Origin of the sequence: Pseudomonas lurida (genome assembly GCF_002563895.1) — a bacterium.
Lineage (GTDB): Bacteria > Pseudomonadota > Gammaproteobacteria > Pseudomonadales > Pseudomonadaceae > Aquipseudomonas > Aquipseudomonas lurida.
The window spans coordinates 3,232,524-3,252,296 of record NZ_PDJB01000001.1 but is presented as its reverse complement, the minus strand read 5'-3'; the positions used below and the strand labels follow the sequence as shown (position 1 = coordinate 3,252,296).

General features: G+C 62.2%; 15 protein-coding genes. 2 read left to right on the top strand and 13 right to left on the bottom strand.

Annotated features, from left to right (window positions below; genetic code table 11):
- Window positions 1–498 precede the first annotated feature (498 nt).
- The 4 genes from ATH90_RS14600 to ATH90_RS14585 form a co-directional block, all read right to left on the bottom strand.
- On the bottom strand, window positions 499–1,836 hold the full coding sequence (locus ATH90_RS14600) for an MFS transporter (protein WP_098466596.1): 1,338 nt from the start codon (window positions 1,834–1,836) through the stop codon (window positions 499–501).
- Between the two features lie 373 nt (window positions 1,837–2,209).
- Complete coding sequence (locus ATH90_RS29940) at window positions 2,210–2,902, bottom strand: methyl-accepting chemotaxis protein (RefSeq protein ID WP_397457495.1); 693 nt, start codon at window positions 2,900–2,902, stop codon at window positions 2,210–2,212.
- A gap of 966 nt (window positions 2,903–3,868) precedes the next feature.
- Window positions 3,869–6,022: a TonB-dependent siderophore receptor gene (locus ATH90_RS14590; protein ID WP_098466594.1), complete on the bottom strand. Its 2,154-nt coding sequence runs from the start codon at window positions 6,020–6,022 to the stop codon at window positions 3,869–3,871.
- A gap of 184 nt (window positions 6,023–6,206) precedes the next feature.
- On the bottom strand, window positions 6,207–6,698 hold the full coding sequence (locus ATH90_RS14585; protein WP_034105001.1) for an Lrp/AsnC family transcriptional regulator: 492 nt from the start codon (window positions 6,696–6,698) through the stop codon (window positions 6,207–6,209).
- Window positions 6,699–6,817: 119 nt separating this feature from the next.
- Between ATH90_RS14585 and ATH90_RS14580 the strand changes: the two genes are divergently transcribed.
- Window positions 6,818–7,852 carry a histone deacetylase family protein gene (locus tag ATH90_RS14580; protein ID WP_034105003.1) on the top strand — a complete coding sequence of 345 codons (1,035 nt, stop codon included), beginning with the start codon at window positions 6,818–6,820 and terminating at the stop codon, window positions 7,850–7,852.
- Between the two features lie 60 nt (window positions 7,853–7,912).
- On the top strand, window positions 7,913–9,340 hold the full coding sequence (locus ATH90_RS14575; protein WP_098466593.1) for an amino acid permease: 1,428 nt from the start codon (window positions 7,913–7,915) through the stop codon (window positions 9,338–9,340).
- Here the strand turns inward: ATH90_RS14575 and ATH90_RS14570 are convergent.
- From ATH90_RS14570 to ATH90_RS14530, 9 genes are all read right to left on the bottom strand, one after another.
- Window positions 9,318–10,352, bottom strand: coding sequence for an alpha/beta fold hydrolase (locus tag ATH90_RS14570; RefSeq protein WP_098466592.1), 1,035 nt, complete (start codon window positions 10,350–10,352; stop codon window positions 9,318–9,320). The two genes, ATH90_RS14575 and ATH90_RS14570, sit on opposite strands and share 23 nt — an antisense overlap.
- A gap of 131 nt (window positions 10,353–10,483) precedes the next feature.
- Window positions 10,484–13,021, bottom strand: a complete 2,538-nt coding sequence (locus ATH90_RS14565; RefSeq protein WP_098466591.1) for an autotransporter family protein — start codon at window positions 13,019–13,021, stop codon at window positions 10,484–10,486.
- A gap of 248 nt (window positions 13,022–13,269) precedes the next feature.
- Window positions 13,270–14,031 (bottom strand): PIG-L deacetylase family protein, encoded by a 762-nt coding sequence (locus tag ATH90_RS14560; RefSeq protein ID WP_034105011.1) that lies wholly within the window; start codon window positions 14,029–14,031, stop codon window positions 13,270–13,272.
- 178 nt (window positions 14,032–14,209) lie between these two features.
- Window positions 14,210–14,869 carry a glycosyltransferase family 2 protein gene (locus tag ATH90_RS14555; protein ID WP_069023683.1) on the bottom strand — a complete coding sequence of 220 codons (660 nt, stop codon included), beginning with the start codon at window positions 14,867–14,869 and terminating at the stop codon, window positions 14,210–14,212.
- Window positions 14,866–15,465 (bottom strand): SAM-dependent methyltransferase, encoded by a 600-nt coding sequence (locus tag ATH90_RS14550; protein ID WP_098466590.1) that lies wholly within the window; start codon window positions 15,463–15,465, stop codon window positions 14,866–14,868. The genes ATH90_RS14555 and ATH90_RS14550 overlap by 4 nt, the downstream gene beginning before the upstream one ends.
- Window positions 15,462–16,220: a PIG-L deacetylase family protein gene (locus ATH90_RS14545; RefSeq protein ID WP_098466589.1), complete on the bottom strand. Its 759-nt coding sequence runs from the start codon at window positions 16,218–16,220 to the stop codon at window positions 15,462–15,464. Before ATH90_RS14545 ends, ATH90_RS14550 begins: the two co-directional genes overlap by 4 nt.
- Window positions 16,217–17,215 carry an acyl-CoA dehydrogenase family protein gene (locus ATH90_RS14540; RefSeq protein WP_034105019.1) on the bottom strand — a complete coding sequence of 333 codons (999 nt, stop codon included), beginning with the start codon at window positions 17,213–17,215 and terminating at the stop codon, window positions 16,217–16,219. Before ATH90_RS14540 ends, ATH90_RS14545 begins: the two co-directional genes overlap by 4 nt.
- Before the next feature lies 1 nt (window position 17,216).
- Complete coding sequence (gene glgX, locus ATH90_RS14535; RefSeq protein WP_034105021.1) at window positions 17,217–19,376, bottom strand: glycogen debranching protein GlgX; 2,160 nt, start codon at window positions 19,374–19,376, stop codon at window positions 17,217–17,219.
- A gap of 119 nt (window positions 19,377–19,495) precedes the next feature.
- Window positions 19,496–19,768 (bottom strand): DUF2934 domain-containing protein, encoded by a 273-nt coding sequence (locus ATH90_RS14530; protein ID WP_034105022.1) that lies wholly within the window; start codon window positions 19,766–19,768, stop codon window positions 19,496–19,498.
- Window positions 19,769–19,773: the final 5 nt, after the last annotated feature.

The window sequence follows — 19,773 nt, the reverse complement described above, 5'->3', positions numbered from 1 at the left end:
CTGATCATACCTGTCTACGGCGCTAGGGGACCTGTCGCGTCCTGGGGCGGTTGCGAAGGGGGCGGCACTGCCGGAAATTTCGTCGACTGACCTACCGCTTTCGCAGCCTCGCTAAAGCTCGACAGCTCCCACAGGGGATTGGCTGTGCTGGTTAGGGCTGGGTTGTGCCTGAGGGCGCCATTTCAGCCGTGGCGAAGCTCAACTGTGGGAGCTGTCGAGCCCCAGCGAGGCTGCGAAGACGGCGGCACTGCCGGCATATTCGTCGGCTGACACACCGCTTTCGCAGCCTCGCTAAAGCTCGACAGCTCCCACAAGGGATCGGTTGTGCTGGTTGGGGCTGGGTTATGCCTGCGAGCGCGATTGGAGCCGTGGCGAAGCTCAACTGTGGGAGCTGTCGAGCCCCAGCGAGGCTGCGAAGGCGGCGGCACTGCTGGCCTTTTCATCGGCTGACCTACCGCTTTCGCAGCCTCGCTAAAGCTCGACAGCTCCCTCAAGGACTTACCGCGACAGCAACGGCTCCGCGTCTTTTTCCTCCGTGCCCACGTCGTGCAGGGAAATCCTCGATGTCTCCGGCAGCGCCAACCCGCCAGCCAACGCCAGCAGCGCCACTGCAATCAGGTAAAACGCCGGTGACAGGTTACTGCCCGTGGTACTGATCAACCAGGTCGCGACCAGCGGCGCGGTGCCGCCGAAGATCGTGTAAGCCATGTTGTAGGTAATCGCGGAGGCGGTGTACCGCGTGCGTGTCGGGAAGGTCTCCGATAGCAACGCCGCCGTGACCACGCCACACAACACCGCTCCCACCGCCAACAGCATCACGCCGACGATCGACGCCGCGAACGAGCCGGAACTGGCCATCAGGAATGATGGATACACCACCACGATCAACAACACGCACGCGGTCATCACGGTGACCCGACGTCCCACTCGATCCGAATACCACCCCGCCAGCGGGCAAATCGCCGCCGCGAAGATCAATGCAATCAGCGACACCAGCAACGCCATCGCACGGCTCAGCCCACCGGCCACTTGCAGATACGTGGCGAAGTAGGTGGTGAACATATAAAACGACAGCGCCGTCAGTGATACAAAAGCGCCCAGGCAGCAGATCGCCGCACCATGGTTGCGCAGCGTTTCCTTGAGTGGCGAGTGGGCGACTGCGTGCTCTTCCTTCACGGCCTGGAAGGCGGGTGTCTCGTCCAGCTTCCAGCGCAGGTAGAGCCCGACCAGGCCCAACGGTGCGGCGATCAGGAATGGCAGGCGCCAGCCCCAGCTGCCCATCGCTTCGGCAGATAACGACGCTTCCAAGGCGTACGCCACCACGGCGGCGGCAGCGAAGGCGGAAAACGTCGACACCGGCACAAAGCTGCCGTACCAGGCACGTTTGTCACTCGGCGCATGCTCCATCAAATAGGCACAGGCACCGGCGTATTCACCCCCGGCGGAGAAGCCTTGGGCACAACGAATCAGCGACAGAAGAATCGGCGCCGCGACACCAATGGCGGCGTAGGTGGGGAGCAGGCCGATCAGCGTGGTGGCGCCGGCCATCAACAGGATCGTCATGGCCAGGGTGCGTTTACGGCCGATCCGGTCACCCAGCATGCCAAAGAAAATGCCGCCCAGGGGCCGGAAGGCGAAGGCCACGGCGAACACGGCGAAGGTCTTCAGCAACGCCGCGCTGGCGTCGCCGCTGGGGAAGAATTGCTGGGCGATGGTGGTGGCCAGGAACCCGTAGACGGCGAAGTCAAACCACTCGACGAAGTTACCGATGCCGGCGGCGATGATGACCTTTTTCAGGGTTTGAGGGCTGACCTGTTCGGTGGAGGGGCTCGTCATGGGGGAAGGCCTCGGGATAGCTGGGGGATGACCGATTATCGGTGCAGGCGGTTGGGCGGCGGGGCCCAAAAGAGTCTTCCGCGTAGTCAGCAGCGACTTGATGAGGGAGAAGGAGGCAGGAATTGGGCCAGGTGAGGGGGAGCTAGTGCAGGAACGTTTGTTGCCAGGCACACGCCCCGCGCACGGTTGTTGCCGACCCCGCTGTCCAGTAGCCCGACGCATCACGGCTTGATGCTGAACTCAAGGCTGTCATCGCAGCGTGTAGGGAGGCCGAGCATCCAGGGCATCGGCCGACGAAATTCGCAGTGGGGTGCAACGGCCAGCGCGGCGTTGGTGGAGTTAGGGTGTGGGCGCACAGTGGCGCCCCCAAGGTCTATTGATGAAACCTTCTCCCCAATGCATCCAGGCGCACCGCAATCGGCGGCAAGCGCTCGCTGCTTCTCGCCAAGGTCTCCACATCGTCGGCGGTGCTTTGCGCAATGCTCTGCACCGACTGCAGTCGCCCGACAATCTCCAGGTTCGCCGAGGTTTGCTCGCGCGTGGTGGTGACAATTCGTCCATTCAGGTCGTCGATGTGGGCGATGTCATTGCCGACCGCGCGTAGCATTTCGACGGCCACCTGGCTGTCCTCCACGCAACGGTCCACGCCCTGGCGGCTACTGTGCATGGCTTCGACCGCTTGGCGGCTGCCGTGTTGCAGACCTTCGATGATGGTTTTGATTTCCTGGGTGGACACCGCCGTTCGTTGCGCGAGGCTACGGACTTCGTCGGCGACCACGGCGAAGCCACGGCCTTGTTCGCCGGCGCGGGCCGCCTCGATGGCGGCGTTGAGGGCGAGCAAATTGGTTTGGTTAGCGATGCTGCTGATGACCTCAAGCACGGTGCCGATCTGTTCGGCTTGCACGGCCAGGCCTTGCACGGTTTCGTGGGTGCCGTTGAGGCGTGAAGCCAACTGGGTGATTTCCTGCTGGGCGCGGCCGACGCTTTCCTGCCCGCGCTGGATCTGTTGGCTGGCCTTGCCGGCGTGGTCTACCGCTTGCTCGACGTGCACGGCGATGTGGCCCATGGCGTCCTCCATGCGTTGCATCGAGCCGGTCATCTCGGTGATTTCGGCCAATTGATGCCGCGCGCCTTTTTCCAGGGTGCCACTGGCGCTGGCCAATTCCTGGCCGAGTTGGCCGAGGCCGTGGGAATCGCGGGCGACGCCGTCGATCAGGTGGGTGATCTGCTGCAGGAAGTGGTCGAACCGTTTGGCCAGCGAAACATGCACCTTGCCCTCGCCTTGGGCAGTCTGTGCGCTGAATTGGGAGGTCACCGCGAGCATCTTCTCGAGCATTTCCTGGCCTTCGACCGCTTCGGCCTGGCTGTGCACGGCGAGGTAAAGCAGGGCGACGGTCTCCATCACGACGTAGAACGCATGCACGAACACCATCGTCCAGCCGCCGTGGTGCTCCATCACGAACACCGGGAAGCCTTGATGTTGCAAGGCATGGAACACCACGTGGTGCACGGCGATGGTGGCCGCTGCGACCAGGATCGGCAGCCAGTCACGGTAAAACGTCAGCACCGCCAGTAATGCAAAGATCCCGAAGTGCGATTCGATCACGCCCTGGGCCTGGTTGATATGCAGCGCTGCCATGACCATCAAGCCTGCGCCAAGGGCACAACGCATCACACGGGTGCCACCGATGGCGCGGTAGAGCGCGGTCAGCACCACGCTGGTGCCACCGCCGACTATCACGGCCTGCATCAGGGTGTCGTGCCAGAACGCCAGGCCTAGGGAGAACAGGAACATCAGCCAGACCAATGCGAGCATGATGCGGTCGGCTTTGCGGTAGTGCTCGAAAAAACGCGTGCGAGTGGGCATTCACACTTACTCCATGTGGTCTGGCCGAGACAAAGCGAGGGGCAGGTTGGAGCGAATCAGGTTTCTTGGTTTTTATTGGATTCTGTGATGCCAAACGTATATCGGCATCGGGAGGCGGGACTTTAGCAACGGCTACCCGGGCGGGTAGCCGTTATCGGATAGCGGTCAGAAGCTGTATTTAGCCGTGACGCCAAAGCTGCGCGGGTTGCCGTAGGTGTCGGTGGAACCCCAGATCGGGCTGGTGGCGATTGCCGAGTAGTAGGTGCGGTCGAAGATGTTGTTGACGTTCAACTGCAGGTCCAGGTGCTTGTTCACCTGGTAGCCGGCCATGACGTCTGCAACGGCATAGCTGCCTTGCTCCAGGCGATAGGTACTGCTATTGGCCAGGACCACATCGTTGTACATGCGGCTCTGCCAGTAGACGTTGCCGCCGATGCGCAGTTTTTCCAGCGGGCCCTGGAACCGGTAGGACGTGGTGAGCTTGAACAGGCGCTCCGGGGTGTCGGTGTCGAAGCGCTGGTTGTCGTTGGCCGAGTTGGTGTCCTTGATGTAATGGGCGCGGGTGTAGGTGAAGCCACCGCCGACTTGCCAGTTTTCAGTGAGCGCGCCTTGCAGCTCAAGGTCGATACCTTGGCTGCGTACCAGGCCGGAGGCCTCATAGCAGGCGGTGATCGGGCATCCCACCTGGCTGTCTGGCAGCGTCGCGCGGTTTTTCTGGTCGATCTGGAACACGGCCAGGCTGGCATTGAGCGCGCCGTTGAAGTATTCGCCCTTGATACCCACCTCGTAGTTTTCGCCGACGATAGGTTCCAGTGGCTTGTCCGAAAAGTCTCGGCTTGTCTGCGGTGTGAAGATGTCGGTGTAGCTGGCGTAGACCGAGTATTGGTCATTCAGGTCATAGATCACGCCGGCGTAGCGCGTGAGATTGCGGGTGACTTTATAGTCGCCGTCGCCCTGGCGGTCATCGTAGTCGTACCAATCCACCCGTGCACCAAGGATCACCTTGAGCGGGTCCGCGAGGTTCAGGCGGGTGGTCAGGTAGACGCCATCCTGAGTGGTGATGCTGTGGCCTTTGCCATCGCGTACGAAGTCCGGCTTTGCGCCATTGAGCGGGTAGTTGGTGTCGTAGGGGCTGTATTCCTTGGACGTAGCGTCATAGATGCGTTTGCTGGTGCCGACCACCACTTCATGGGTGCGGCCGAAGGCTTCGACCGGGCCGCTGAAGTAAGTGTCCAGGCCATATTGCTTATCGTCCTGGTGCGATTGGTAGGCGGTACGCGCAAGGGTGGTCTGGTAGCGCGATTGGTAGGTGCCGGTGAATACGCCGTCCAACTGTGATGACGAACCGGCGATATTGAGTTTCCAGCCGTTGTCGAAGCGATGTTCGATGTCACCAAAGACGGTGTCGATGGTCAGTTTCTTGTTTTCCCAGTCAGAGCCGGGGTTGGTGGAGCGGGGCAGGTTCAGGTGGTGGCCATCGGTGCCAATGGGCAAGCCGCCCCAGAAGAAGTTGGTCTGGTCTTCCTGGCGCGAGAAGCCCAGGGTGGCCGTGGTGTTTTCGCTGAGGTCGGCTTCGCCGATGGCGTAGAAAAGACCGTGGTCGCTTTCTTCTCCCTTGCGGAAACTGTTGGCGTCGCGATAGGAGCCCACTACGCGGCCGCGCAAGGTGCCGCTGTCATTCAGGGCGCTGGAGGCGTCGAACTCGCCGCGATAATCGTCCCAGCTACCGGCGGCGCCAGTGATCGACACCTGCGGTGTGGCAGTGGGGCGCTTGCGCACGAAGTTGATCGCCGCCGAAGGGTTACCGGCGCCCGTGACCAGACCGGTGGCGCCGCGAATCACTTCCACACGGTCGAACATCGCCAGGTTGGGCTGCACGCTGTTGGCGTAGCCGGAATAGGAGCTGGGGATGCCGTCGAACATCATGTTGTCGATGTCGAAGCCGCGCGAGCTGTACGTCTGGCGCCCTGGGCCGCTGGATTGGCTGAGGAACAGGCCGGGGGTGTTCTTGACCACGTCGTTGACGCTGGTCATTGCCTGGTCGTCCATGCGTTGACGGGTAATGACCGTGACAGCCTGGGGCGTCTCGCGCATCGTCAGGGGGAGCTTGGTGGCGGTGGCCATCTCGCCGGTGGTGTAGGACTGCGTGCCTTCAGTGGTCTCTCCGAGCTGTTCACTGCTGATCTGGGTAGCGCCCAGCTCCAGTGGCACGGCCTTTTGCGCATCAGCGGCGAACACTGCTTGAGAGCTTGCAAGACAGACGGCCAACGCCATCAAACTGGGTGAAAAACCTTTGCCGCCGAGTTGTTGCACAGACATGGACCTGACTCTCCCCGAACGCTGTCCTTAGCGAATAATAAAGATGTTGATAATTATTCGCATCAGTGTGCCAGATCGAACTGTCGGGAAAAAGACTTTGGTGAGAATTAGTTAACGAATTTTTCACATCAGGAATGGGAGGGGTATGGCTACTGCCTTCACGCAGTAGCCCCTGTGTCGACGCTCATTCACGCTTCGAAATAGCCACTCGGCTCGTTGCCTTCACCTCACGCAACGCCAGGCTCGACTGTATCGAGGCAATCCCCAACTGCCGGCGCAGCACGCTCTCGACAAACTCGCTGTAGCTGTCCAGGTCTTGCGCCAGGACCTGCAACAGGTAATCCGCATCGCCCGTGATCTTGTGGCACGACAACACCTGCGGCAGCTCCTTCACCACGGCCTCGAAGGCGTCTGGCGCATGGTCGGTATGGATCGCGAAACGCACGTGGACGAACGCCATGATGTCGAGCCCGAGCATCTTGCGGTCCAGGTTGGCCTGGTAGTCCTTGATCACGCCTTCTTCTTCCAGGCGTTTGCGTCGGCGCCAGCAAGGCGTGAGGCTCAGGGACAGACGCTCGCTCAGTTGCGCGTTGGAAATACTGGCGTCTGCCTGCAGCAGGGCGAGGATGGCGAGATCGGTGTCGTCAAGAGCGACCTGTTTGGATTTATTTTTCATAACTAGGCTCGGAATGGCAAAAACGTCCCGATAACGCTAACAGTGACGCAACTAAAAGCAAAGAAAGCCCGGCGTTGCCAGAACAAAATAGACCTGTCTTTTACTGGCGGATGCCCCACATGTTGACTGTTTTCAGCGAAGCCCACCGTTTGCACCATGGCACCGAACTCAAGGATGGCGTGCTCAAGCCCTCGTTCGAACAACCGAGCCGCGCCGACACCGTGCGTGACCGCGTCAGGCAAGTTGGCCTGGGCGATATCATCACGCCGCGCCGCTTTGACCGCGCCTGTTACGTCGCCGCCCACAGCGAGCGTTACGTGGCGTTCCTGGAAACCGCCTGGGCCGAATGGACCGCCATCGGTCGCACGCATGACGCGTTGCCCCTGGTGTGGCCGGTACGTGACCTGGCCAACCAGCAGGTGCCGGATTTCATTGACGGCAAGCTCGGCTTCTTTGCCATGGACGCCGGTTCGCCGATTACGCGCACCACGTGGGATGCGGTCAGGACCAGTGCCGATATTGCATTGACCGGCCTGGCGCTGCTGGACGAAGGCCACAACAGCGCCTTCGCCCTCTGCCGCCCACCGGGCCATCATGCCGCGCGTGAATACATGGGCGGCTATTGCTACCTCAACAACGCCGCGATTGCCGCGCAGCAGGCCATCACGCAAGGCGCCAAGCGCGTGGCGGTGCTGGATGTGGATTTCCATCACGGCAACGGCACGCAAAATATTTTCTACGACCGTGCGGACGTGATGTTCATCTCCTTGCACGGCGATCCGGCGGTGTCCTATCCGTATTTCTCCGGCGCTCGCGGTGAGCGCGGCGCAGGGGCCGGGGAGGGGTTCAACCTGAATTATCCGTTGCCAAAAAACACCAGCTGGGCCGAGTACCGAACCGCCCTGATCGACGCTTGCCAGCAATTGCGTCGCTTTGCGCCTGAAGTGCTGGTGATCTCCCTGGGCGTGGACACCTTCAAGGACGACCCCATCAGCCACTTCCTGCTCGACAGCCAGGACTTCCTCGGCATGGGCGAAATCATCGCCAGCGTGGGCGTGCCCACGTTGTTCGTGATGGAAGGCGGCTACATGGTCGACGAGATCGGCATCAACGCCGTCAACGTGCTGCACGGCTTCGAAAGCAACACCCCATAACACCACCAGCACTCGACTTTTTTTCTGCCAAAACTCAAAAACATAACAAGAGGTTTTGTGATGAAAACAACCACGCCTGGGCTGTGTGAAAAGCCCGCGTTGCAACGCACCCTGAGCAACCGCCATATCCAGTTGATGGCCATGGGCGGTGCGATCGGCACCGGCCTGTTCATGGGCTCCGGCAAGATCATTGCGTTGTCCGGTACTTCGATCATCCTGATCTACATGATCATCGGGCTGTTCGTGTATTTCGTGATGCGCGCGATGGGTGAGCTGTTGCTGTCCAACCTTGACTTCAAGAGCTTCGCTGACTTTGCCGGTGCGTACCTGGGACCACGCGCGGCGTTCTTTCTCGGCTGGTCGTACTGGCTGAGCTGGAGCGTGGCCGTGGTGGGGGACGCGGTGGTCGTCGGCGGTTTTTTCCAGTACTGGTTTCCTCATGTGCCGGCCTGGATGCCCGCCGTGGGCATGCTGTTGACGCTGTTCGCGTTAAACGTGCTGACGGTCAAGCTGTTTGGCGAAGTGGAGTTCTGGTTCGCGATCATCAAGATCATCGCCGTGGTGACCCTGATCAGCGTGAGCCTGGTGCTGATCGCCAGCTCGTTTGTCTCGCCCACCGGCGTCACCGCGTCGTTGAACCACTTGCTGGACAAGCAGGCGGCGTTTCCCAACGGCCTGTTCGGCTTTTTCGCCGGGTTCCAGATGGCGATCTTTTCCTTCGCCGGTACCGAGTTGATCGGCACGGCCGCCGCTGAAACCCGCGCGCCGGAGAAGACGCTGCCCAAGGCGATCAACTCGATCCCGCTGCGCATCATCCTGTTTTATGTACTGGCCCTCGCGTGCATCATCGCGGTGACGTCATGGCAGCAAGTCTCGCCGAGCAAGAGTCCGTTCGTGGAGTTGTTCCTGGTGGCAGGCTTTCCCGCCGCAGCAGGCATCGTCAACTTCGTGGTGCTGACGTCGGCCGCGTCTTCAGCCAATAGCGGGGTATTTTCTGCCAGCCGCATGCTGTTCGGCTTGGCTGACCTGGGGGACGCGCCAGGGATCTTCCGGCGCCTGTCGACCAGTAGCGTGCCGTTTATCAGCCTGGCATTCACCACCTTGCTGATGCTGTTGGGGCTGGTGTTGCTGTTTGTGGTGCCGGAGGTGATGACCGCCTTCACCATCGTGTCGACGGTGTCGGCGATCCTGGTGATCTTTACCTGGTCGACGATCCTGGCGTCCTACATCGCCTACCGCAAACAGCGCCCGGACTTGCACGCCAAATCCCTCTACAAGATGCCGGGCGGAGTACCGATGGCCTGGTTTTCCCTGGCGTTCATGGCGTTCGTGCTCGGCTTGTTGGCGCTGCGGCCGGATACACGCCTGGCGCTGTGCGTGATGCCGGCCTGGTTTATCTGGCTGTGGATCGCCTATTCGTTCTCACGCTATAAGGGCGCCCACTGGGTGAAGACGACACGCTCGATCACAGGTGATCCGCGTCAATGATCGCCTTGGCAAACGCCTCGGGTGCTTCCTGAGGCAAGTTGTGGCCGATGCCACCCTTGATCAGGCGGAACGCATACTTGCCGGTGAAGCGCTTGGCGTAGTCCTCGGGTGCCGGGTGCGGGGCACCGTTGGCGTCGCCTTCGAGGGTGATGGTGGGCACGCCAATGGACGGTGCCTGGGCAAGTTTCTGTTCCAGCGGGGCGTACTGCGTCTCGCCCTGGGCCAGGCCCAGGCGCCAGCGGTAGTTGAACACGGTGATCGCCACGTGATCCGGGTTTTCCAGGCCTTTGGCACTGCGGTCGAACGTGGCGTCATCGAACTTCCATTGCGGCGATGCCAGTTGCCAGATCAGCTTGGCGAAGTCGTGGGTGTTTTTCTGGTAACCCGCAGCGCCGCGCTCGGTGGCGAAGTAGAACTGATACCACCATTGCAATTCGGCCTTGGGTGGCAACGGGTTCTTGCCCGCGGCCTGGTTGCCGATCAGGTAACCGCTGACCGACACCAAGGCCTTGACCCGCTCCGGCCACAACGCCGAGACAATGTCCGCCGAGCGCGCGCCCCAGTCGTAGCCGCCGAGTACGGCTTGCTGGATCTTCAGCGCGTCCATGAAGTCGATCACGTCAGCGGCCAGCGCCGCCGGCTGGCCGTTGCGCAGGGTTTTATCCGAGAGGAACCGGGTGTCGCCATACCCCCGCGCGTACGGGATCAGCACGCGATAACCCTGGGCCGCCAGCAGCGGGGCGACCTGGGCATAGCTGTCGATATCGTAGGGCCAGCCGTGCAGCAGGATCACTGCTGGGCCAGTAGCCGGCCCGACCTCGGCGTAGGCCACGTCCAGCAGCCCGGCCTTGACGTGCTTGAGGGCGCCGAAGCCGGCTTGAGGGCTGACGACGGCTTTGGTCGGCGCCTCGGGCATTTCCGCATGGGCCACGCCAAGCAAGCCCAGGGGGAGCAGGGCAAGGGCCAGCGAGAGGGAAGTGCGTTGGGTACGGCGGGTCAACTGAGCGTGCATGGCGAGCCTCCTGCGGCTTGATGTGTGCCTGGTGTCAGTTGAACGCCGGGCTGTATCTGGCCTGTTTCAGGAAACTCGCTGAGTTAAAGACGGTGTATCGCAGTGGGTCCTGTACACACTGCGATACAAACCTAGAACGCGACCCTGACACCCACGGTGCCTTCGCGCCCGTTGTAGGGGTTGCTATCGAGGTTGCGGTTGTAACCCACTTCGCCGTACAGGTTCACGTCGTGAGCGATCTGCAAGGTGGCCCCCAGGCTGACGTCCATGGTGGTGGATTTTTGCTCGGTGTCGATGCGGGTGGCGTGGTTGTAGGTCACACTGTTGTCCCCGGCGCTGGCATGCCAGGCGTTGGCGCGCACATAGGGCTGCAAGGGCAGGCCACCGACGGTGTAGTCAGCGCGTAACCGCACACCCAGGCGTGTCGTCACGCTGGTGTCGGCGTCATACGTGACGTCGGAAATACCGTCGTTCTGGGTATCCAGCCGGGTCTTGCCAATGATCAGTTGAGCTTGGGGTTCCACTGTCCAGGTATCGGTGGCCTGGAACGGCCAGCCGACTTCAGCGGATGCGGTGACGTTATGCCCTCCGGTATCCATCTTCACACCACGGTCCGATTCATTGTTGCCGTCGAAGCGGGTCCCCGTCAGCACCAGGTCAACATACGCCTGGTTGGCACCGATCAGTGTCCAGTAAGCGCCCAGGCTGTCACCGCGCAAGGTGGTGTTGCCTGCGTCCCTGTCCTGCCAGCCACCACTGAAGCCTTTGACGTTGCCATTCAGGGTGCTATGACCGACGAAGAAACCGGCACGTTGGGTCTGGCCACGGCTATTGGTGTTGGCGTAGATGTCAGTGCCCACCTGGAAGCCCGTGATCGTGCTGTCCAGTGTCGGGCTGACCGTGCCAGCAAAACCCTGGCGACTGCTGTTGCCATAGACCCGGCCCCACCCGGCAGGGAACGCCCCCGTGTTTAGCTGCTGGCTCTGGTCACCCATGCGCTCGTGGTACGTTCCCAGCATGGCCCGCACAAGCTGGTCGGCAGCCGGAAACAGTACTGCGTAGATCGGCACTTCCTGGCGGTAGATGGGGATCGGTGTGTCGCCTGGATTGTCGGGTAGGGGGAGCTCACCGGGGCCCGGTACGGGGAGGATAACAATCGGGCCTGGCGGCTCTACCGGGACAGTGGAGCGCAGGTAGTAGTTGTCTGCCGTGCCGGCCGTTACGCCGCCCTTGAATAACCGGTAATCGAAGGCGCCGGCAGAGACCGGGCCTGCCAGGGTAAAGGCACTGGCGCTGCCGGTGGCGCCGTTGAGTGCCTGCACCACTTGGATACCGTCCTGCACGGTCGCCGCCCCCGCACCGCCCAGGTTGGTCACGCCGATTGCGGTGGTGCCGCCGAAGGTCCCTTGGTCAATCACCAGTTTGTCGCTGGGCGAACCGTCGCCCCCCAACACGCTCTGCAGCGCAAGACGCCCGCCATTGCCGGTGTAATTGCCCCTGATGGTCAGTGTGTCGCCAGCGCTGGCGCTGCCAGTGGTCATGTCGATCGTGCCACTGTTGTTGACGTTGACCCTCTGGCCGGCGGTAAAGGCTTCGATGACGCCCGCACTGGCCAGCAACCTGCTCGTGCCGTCCACTTCCAGCCGGCCGGTGCCTGTGTCACTGTCACCCAGCTTGAGCGTACCGCCCAGCGTCAACTCGGAACCGTTGTCCAGCTGGACAGTTTCCCAGTTGGTCAACAGGCCCGGGTCCCCGGCCTTGGTGTTGTCCAGGGTGAGTTTGTCGTTGCCCAGGCCGCCATCCAGCAGCTGCGCCGCAGCCAATTGCGAACTGATCAGGTTCTGCAGCAACGCCGTATCGTCACCCGCGCCCATGAGTACAAAGGAATGGATATTCCCGCCCGTCCACATGAACTGGTCATTGCCGAAACTGAGCAGGACCTGACCGTTGACGTCGCCACCTGACACGCTCACTTCGTCGTTTCCGCCGCTGACGCTGATGTTGCCCCCTACAAACGCCGTGCCCGAGATCAGGATGGTGTCGTTGCCGAAGCCGGTGACAAGGTTGCCGATGATGCGTCCGCCTGACATATCAAACAGGTTGTTATCGAGTTTCATATCGACGCGGCCAATGCTGCCACCGGTCATCCTGGCCCGGTCACCGTCCTCGAATGCGCCGGTGATCGTGCCGCCGCTCATGAAAAAATCGTCCAGGCCGTCACCCTGTTCAAGCAGTGCGATGGTGCCCCCACTCATGGAAAAACTATCGATACCCGCCCCTTGGCGCACGGCACCCGCTTGGCCGCCACTGATCTGTGCCACGTCCACGCCTGCGCCTTGAGTGACGGACCCTGTGATGCTGCCCAGATTGAGCCGAAAGATATTCGCACCGTCGCCTTGGTTGAGATTCCCATCGATCCCGGCGCTTGGCCCATTCACATCCACAAGATCGTTGCCGGCGCCGAAGTCCACGTTGCCGGTCACCCGGCCTGTCGCTGTGATATCGAGGGTATTGTTACCCGCCGCGTCGGTAAAACCCGGCGCCGTCGCGCTGTTACAGGTGGAAGTGTCGTCACCGCCGGTGTTGTTGATGGTGCACGCCCCATAGGAAGCGAGCGGCAACACCGCGAGCGCAGTGAAGTAAACCCAGGAAAGTGTCCGTGTGTGCATGATCCGTCCTCACGAGAGGGGAATATCGTCCCGGCACTTGCAACGGCAAGTGCGGGCCAGACCATGACAACGTGACGCACGATACGGATCAGGGGACAGCGATTACCCGTTTCTGAAAACACCGGCCAAGGCAAAGGGTTGGCATGGCTTTCTCGACTGCACGTGAACCCGTGCAGCGCTTTTTCCACCATAGCCACACATCTGGCACGCCGCTACTGTCAGAAATAACAGGTCGGGATCAGAGGGGGTTACGAAAGCACGATCTCATAAGGTTCGCGCATTCGCTCCAGCAACACCTGGGCCAGCATCGGCGCCAGGCCGATTTGCGGGTCTCCGGCCAACTGGCTGGCGTAAGCGTGGGCAGCGTGCAGTTTGCGCGCCACGCTCCACGTGTCCAGGCGCACCTTGCGCGCCCGTTGCCAGGGAATGATCGCCCCTTCACGGGCGGGCCAGTGCCAGGCCCAGATTGGCAGTTCATACAGCTGCGCGCCCACCAGGCAGCAGGCCTTGGCGCTGGCACGGCCGACCGCGTCATGGTCGTCATTGCCGTCATTGCGCCAGGTGCTGAACACCACATCACCGGGCTGCAGGTAGCGCGCGATGAATTGGCTCAGTTGCGGTTCGCGGGCAGCGAGGCCGTTATCGCAAAACCCGCCGCGAATCCACTTCAGGCTGTGCAGCGGCATACCCAGGCGACGCAGGGCCTCGGCGCTTTCCTGGGGCCGGACCACGCTGAGGCGGCTGGCCGGCCAGACATTGGAACCTGGGTGGCTGGCGCTGCCGTCCGTGATGGAGATCAACTGCAACGGGTGTTCCAGGGTGCTGAGCAATTGCAGCAGGCCGCCGCAGGCCAGTACTTCGTCGCCAGGATGGGGTGCAATCACCACCACACGTGCGCCCGGTGGCACCAGTGAGGTAGGCGTGATGGGAGGGATCTGCGCCAGCTGCGGGGCGCTGTTCCAGATTTGCGCAGGGCCGCGACGGCCGTCGCTTAAGGAAGCAAGCTTCATGGGGGTTCACATCCTTGTCAATTGACGCTGGGTCGTGCCCCGTTGACGGGACGACTCTCTTTTATCCACCACAGACTCCGCCGCAGTGGTTGCACGGCATCCCAACCCTGGAATGCCAGCAAGGCCTACTCAGCATAGACAAGGATCGGCTGGTTTTACATTCTGTAACGCGGTTTTTTTAAGTGGCGTGCATCAGGCTTTTCAAATAATCGCCGAACCCACCCTGTGCGCGGGCGTCCAGGCGCGCACTGGTGATCACTTGCGGGGTGTGACTCCAGGCGATAGACGCACCACACAACTCAAGGTTGCGCACCAATTGCACGTCCTCATGGCACGCGAGGGGTTCGAACCCCCCGGCGCGCACGTAGGCACTGGCGCTCACGCCCAGGTTGGCGCCGTGGATGTGCCGATGACCGTCGCGCGCCTCGTACCCCTGGTGGTAACGGATCTGCGCCGCAGGCTCGAAACCTTCGCTCCACGCATCCACCGTGACAGTGCCGCATACCGCATCCACGCCCAGCGCCAGTTGAGCGACCAGCCAATCGGGCGCCACCCGGCTGTCGGCGTCGGTGCAGGAGATCCAGCGTGCGCCCAGATTGAGCAGGTGCCGTGCTCCTACGCCCCGCACATGCCCGACATTGCGTGCCTGGGCTTCCAGGCACTGCACCGGAAAGGACCGGGCAATGGCGGCACTGCCATCGGTGCAACTGTCGAGCACTACTAGGATAGTCACTGCCTCCCCCAACAAGCCCGGGTGGCGAGCGGCGACACGTGCAGCCTTCAGGCAGTCGCCCAGTAATGCCTCTTCGTTGTGCACCGGAATCAGGATGCCGATCATCGCAGGCCCTCGAGAGTGGCGACTGAGGTGCCATCGCGGCTCCACAGGTCGAGCAGGAAGTCGTGTTCGTGATGGCTGGCGACCCGCGGCATATCCAGGCGTTGGTTGAGCAAGACGTGCACCTGTTCGGCGGTTTGCGGGCAACCTTCGATAGGTGGGCGCCAATGACACGCCAGTACCTGGCCGTCGGCGGTCAGCGAGGCCCGGGCGCGGTCGATCAGTTCGCACAGGTCGTCCGCGTCGAGGTAGTAGCACAACTCGCTCAATACGATCAGCTCGAACTGCCCCGCCGGCCACTGCTCGGGCAACCGGCTTTGCTGCACGTCGGCCTGCGGGAAACCCACTAACCGACTGCGTGCCAAGGCCACGGCCGCCGAGGCAGTGTCGCAGCTCAACAGACGATCGCAGCGCGGCGCCAGCTCGAAGCTCAGCTCGCCATTGGCGCAGCCGGGCTCAAACACCGAGGCATAGCGAGGCCGCGTGAGCATGGCCAGCGTCATCGCGCGTTTGCGGCGTTCGTACCAGCGTTGGCGAAAGGCCCAGGGGTCATCGTTTTCGGCGAACAACTGGTCGAAATAAGGCGTGGCCACACTCATACGAACACCACTTCAAAGGGTTGCAACAGGCGCTCCACCACATACGGCGCAAGCACAGGGGGCAGGCCGATCTGCGGGTCGCCTTCCAGCTGGCTGGCAAATGCATGGATGGCATGGCGCTTGCGGGCCACGGCTTCGCAGGTCAACGGAATCTTGCGCGCCCGGTGCCAGGGCACCAGGCTGTTTTCCGGGGTTGCCCAGTGCCAGGTCCATACCGGCAATTCATACAGGGTCGCGCCGACCGCTTGTGATGCCCTGGCGCTCGCGCGACCGACGGCCTCGTGGTCGCAGTGGCCATCTTCGCGCCAGGTGGTAAACACCACATCGGTGGGCTTGAGGTAGCGCTGGATAAACGCGGCGAGTTCGTCTTCCCGCGCCGCCACCTGGCTGTCTGAGAACCCCGCGCGCAGCCACTTCAGGCTGTGCAGCGGCAAACCGAGGCGATGCAGGGCCTGCGCAGATTCCTGGGGGCGCACCACGCTCAGGCGCTCCACCGGCCAACGTCGCGAGCCGGGATGACTGGCACTGCCATCGGTCACAGAGATTAACTGGATTGGCCGGCCCAACGCCGCCAGCCCTTGCATCAGGCCACCGCACCCCAGCACCTCGTCATCCGGGTGCGGAGCAATGATCACGGCGCGGTGACCGTCGGGAACCAATTGCTCGACGCTGATGTGCGGCAGCTCCGCCATTTTAGATGAGGCCTGCCAGTGCTGCAGCGGTGTGCCCTGGCCAACAATCGGATTGGGTTTCATAACTGCCACCTCCCTGTGGCGTCGCCGGCGACGATTTCCCCAAGCCCCGCCAAGTCGCGCTCGGCATGGCTCTGGCGCACGTACACCGGCAGGTCCGCCATCAACTGGGCGAAGTGCGCGTCTTTGCAATAGGGGCCTGCGCCGACCGCACGGCCGACGTGGTGTATCACTTGCTCCACAGTGTCTTCGATGCAGGCGCGGCTCTGCTGCGCCAGTGCCCTGGCGTTGGCCTTCGGTTCACGATCGATCTGTTCGGCACTGGCGCGCAGCACGCACGCTGCGCTGTTCAAGGCGCTGTCCACGGCGCCGAGGTGGGCGAGGGCATGGGGCTCGGGGCGCTTGCTGCAGTGCTCGCGCAAGACTTCCGCCAGGCGTTGGGCGCCGCCATACCAGCAGGCGGCGATACCAACTCCGCCTTGCCAGAAACCGGGGCGGGCGAGGTAGTCGCCCGGCCCACCCACCGCCAGCCCCCAAGCGCCGTCGAACACGATCTCGACGCTGCCGGTGGCGGCCATGCCCACGGCGTTCCAGCCTTCGTCGGTCACGGTGATGCCGGGTTGAGCCATGTGCACCGCCACCAACTGCTGGCGATCCTCTTCGTCCCAGGCGGTCAACAACCCATGGCTGACCACCGCCGCGCCGGAGCACCAGGCTTTGCGCCCTTGCACCCGCAGGCGCTGGCCTTCCTGGTGCACACGCACCTTGGCCGTTGGCGGTTCGGCGGCCCACATGCCCCATGTGCTGCCCAACGGCGGCAAGGGGCTTTGGAGCTCGGCGATAATCGCCAGGGCGTCGGTGTGCCCTTCGAACAGCTTGCACAGCCGCAAATCATGCCCTGCCACCTGGGCCAGGCGACTGAACCGCGTCAGCGTCTGGCCGCTTCCCGGCAACGGCAGTTGGTCCAGGCCTTCCTCCTGAAGCGCCTTCAGGGCCGCGCCCAGGGCTTGCGTATCCGCATAGCTCTGGAAGCCTTGAAGGAATCCATGCAAAGCCATTTCACACCTCGTCTTCGCGCTGCAATTCAAACAGCAGCAGCGAGCGGCCGGTCACCGCGTACTCGTGATCAAAATCAAAGCGTTCCTGGCCGCGCACGGCCGGCTCGTTGGTGTCGAGCATGCACGTCCAGAACTCACCTTCGGGCACCGGTGGCAAACGGAAATTGACCATGTCGTGGTGCGCGTTCACTACCAGCAGCAAGGTGGCATCGGCACCGGGGCGGCGAATGCCGGTCTCCTGGGCGCGGCCGTCCATCAACATGCCCAGGCAACGACCGTGGCTGTCTTGCCATTGCTCGGTGGTCATTTCGTTGCCATCTGGCGCGAGCCAGGTGACATCCTTCACACCGATGTCTTCGTTGTAGTCGCCCACCAGGAAGCGTCCGCGACGCAGGATCGGGTAGGCCAGGCGCAGCTTGATCAGGCGCTTGACGAACTTGAGCAGCGCCTTGCCGTCTTCGTCCAGGTCCCAGTTGATCCAGCCGATCTCGCTGTCTTGGCAGTAAGCGTTGTTGTTGCCGTGCTGCGTGCGGGCGAATTCGTCGCCGGCCACCAGCATGGGAGTGCCTTGGGACAGCAAGAGCGTGGCGAAAAAGTTACGCATCTGGCGCAGGCGCAGTGCGTTGATTTCCGGATCGTCTGTCGGGCCTTCGACACCGTGGTTCCATGACAGGTTGTTGTTGCTGCCGTCCTGGTTGTTCTCGTCGTTGGCTTCGTTGTGCTTGTCGTTGTATGACACCAGGTCGTGCAGGGTGAAACCATCATGGGCTGTGATGAAGTTCACGGAGCTGTACGGGCGGCGTCCACGGTGGTTGAACATCTCGCCGGAAGCGGTCATGCGTGCGGCGAAGTCGGCCAACTGGCTGTCGTCGCCTTTCCAGAACGCGCGCACGGTATCGCGGAAACGGTCGTTCCACTCCACCCAACCGGGTGGGAAGTTGCCCACTTGATAACCGCCGGGGCCGCAGTCCCAGGGTTCGGCGATCATTTTCAACTGGCGCAGTACGGGGTCCTGGCGGCAGGCCACGAGGAAGCTGTGGCGTTCGTCAAAGCCGTCGCGGTAGCGGCCCAGAATAGTCGCCAGGTCGAAGCGGAAGCCGTCGACGTGCATTTCCGTCGCCCAGTAACGCAGGGAGTCGGTGACCATTTGCAGCACGCACGGGTGACTCAGGTCCAAGGTATTACCGGTGCCGGAATCGTTGATGTAGAAGCGCTTGTCATCCGGCATCAAGCGGTAGTACGAGGCATTGTCGATGCCACGCATCGACAGGGTCGGCCCGCGTTCGTTGCCTTCGGCGGTGTGGTTGTAGACCACATCGAGGATGACCTCCAGCTTGGCTTCGTGCAGGTGCGCGACCATCTCCTTGAACTCGGCGATCTTGCCGCTGGCCAGGTAGCGTGGGTCAGGGGCGAAAAACGCGATGCTGTTGTAGCCCCAGTAGTTGGTCATGCCTTTTTCCAGCAAATGCTGGTCGTTGACGAAGGCATGTACCGGTAGCAGTTCCACCGAGGAAATACCCAACTGGCGAATGTGCTTGAGCACGTCATCTTCCATCAACCCGGCGCAGGTACCGCGCACGGATTCGGCGACCGAAGGGTGGCGCATGCTGATGCCGCGCAGGTGGGTTTCGTAGATGATTGTCCGGTCCCACGGCACACGCACCGGCTGGTCGTTGCCCCAGGTGTGTGCCGGGTCGATCACTTTGCATTTGGGCACGAAGGGTGCGCTGTCGCGTTCGTCGAAACTCAGGTCGTCGTCCGGGTGGCCGATGGTGTAGCCGAACAGCGCCTCGGACCATTTGAGTTCGCCCACCAGCTGTTTGGCGTAGGGGTCAATCAGCAGTTTGTTGTGGTTGAAACGATGGCCGTTCGCCGGGTCGTACGCACCGTACACGCGGTAGCCGTAAATCAGCCCGGGATGGGCGTCGGGCAGGTAGCCGTGGAAGGTTTCGTCGGTGTATTCCGGAAGTTCGATGCGCTCCAGCTCAACTTCGCCGGAGTCATCGAACAGGCACAACTCCACCTTGGTGGCATTGGCCGAAAACAGTGCAAAGTTGACGCCCAGTCCGTCCCAGGTGGCGCCAAGCGGGAAGGGCAAACCTTCACGAATCCGCGACGGCTCGTTGCCCGGCGTCGATGGGGTTTTATCGGGTTTGCTCATTGAGTTGCTCCTGCAAAGGTCTTTTTTCAGGCCGAACGCGGCCGTGCTGACGAAATTTCAGCTGACAATCTGGAAAATGAAATCACCTCTTGCCGACGGCGCCGGCAAGAGGCTTGGGTTCAAGGCTTGGGCTTTTTCGGTGCCGGCGGTTTCTTCGCGGCCGGTGGCGCTGGTTTACTGGCAGCCGGCGCGGAGGGCTTGGCTTTCGCGGGGGGCTTGGGGGCGCTTGGCTTGGGCTTGGCTGCGGCCTTGGGCTTGCTTGGCGTCAACGCTTCGGCTTCTGCCAGCTTGCGTGCCATCTCCCAGTGTCGTGCGTCCTCGCCGTGGGGTTTGCCTTCAGACTCCCAGATCTGATGCGCCAATTCGCGTATGCGTTTGTCTTCAGTACTCATCACAA

What these genes read in the sequence shown, in the direction of transcription:
- ATH90_RS14600 (WP_098466596.1), bottom strand. Translation starts at nt 1,836, where the DNA reads ATGACGAGCCCCTCCACCGAACAGGTCAGCCCTCAAACCCTGAAAAAG.
- ATH90_RS29940 (WP_397457495.1), bottom strand. Translation starts at nt 2,902, where the DNA reads ATGGGCCACATCGCCGTGCACGTCGAGCAAGCGGTAGACCACGCCGGC.
- ATH90_RS14590 (WP_098466594.1), bottom strand. Translation starts at nt 6,022, where the DNA reads ATGTCTGTGCAACAACTCGGCGGCAAAGGTTTTTCACCCAGTTTGATG.
- ATH90_RS14585 (WP_034105001.1), bottom strand. Translation starts at nt 6,698, where the DNA reads ATGAAAAATAAATCCAAACAGGTCGCTCTTGACGACACCGATCTCGCC.
- ATH90_RS14580 (WP_034105003.1), top strand. Translation starts at nt 6,818, where the DNA reads ATGTTGACTGTTTTCAGCGAAGCCCACCGTTTGCACCATGGCACCGAA.
- ATH90_RS14575 (WP_098466593.1), top strand. Translation starts at nt 7,913, where the DNA reads ATGAAAACAACCACGCCTGGGCTGTGTGAAAAGCCCGCGTTGCAACGC.
- ATH90_RS14570 (WP_098466592.1), bottom strand. Translation starts at nt 10,352, where the DNA reads ATGCACGCTCAGTTGACCCGCCGTACCCAACGCACTTCCCTCTCGCTG.
- ATH90_RS14565 (WP_098466591.1), bottom strand. Translation starts at nt 13,021, where the DNA reads ATGCACACACGGACACTTTCCTGGGTTTACTTCACTGCGCTCGCGGTG.
- ATH90_RS14560 (WP_034105011.1), bottom strand. Translation starts at nt 14,031, where the DNA reads ATGAAGCTTGCTTCCTTAAGCGACGGCCGTCGCGGCCCTGCGCAAATC.
- ATH90_RS14555 (WP_069023683.1), bottom strand. Translation starts at nt 14,869, where the DNA reads ATGATCGGCATCCTGATTCCGGTGCACAACGAAGAGGCATTACTGGGC.
- ATH90_RS14550 (WP_098466590.1), bottom strand. Translation starts at nt 15,465, where the DNA reads ATGAGTGTGGCCACGCCTTATTTCGACCAGTTGTTCGCCGAAAACGAT.
- ATH90_RS14545 (WP_098466589.1), bottom strand. Translation starts at nt 16,220, where the DNA reads ATGAAACCCAATCCGATTGTTGGCCAGGGCACACCGCTGCAGCACTGG.
- ATH90_RS14540 (WP_034105019.1), bottom strand. Translation starts at nt 17,215, where the DNA reads ATGGCTTTGCATGGATTCCTTCAAGGCTTCCAGAGCTATGCGGATACG.
- glgX (WP_034105021.1), bottom strand. Translation starts at nt 19,376, where the DNA reads ATGAGCAAACCCGATAAAACCCCATCGACGCCGGGCAACGAGCCGTCG.
- ATH90_RS14530 (WP_034105022.1), bottom strand. Translation starts at nt 19,768, where the DNA reads ATGAGTACTGAAGACAAACGCATACGCGAATTGGCGCATCAGATCTGG.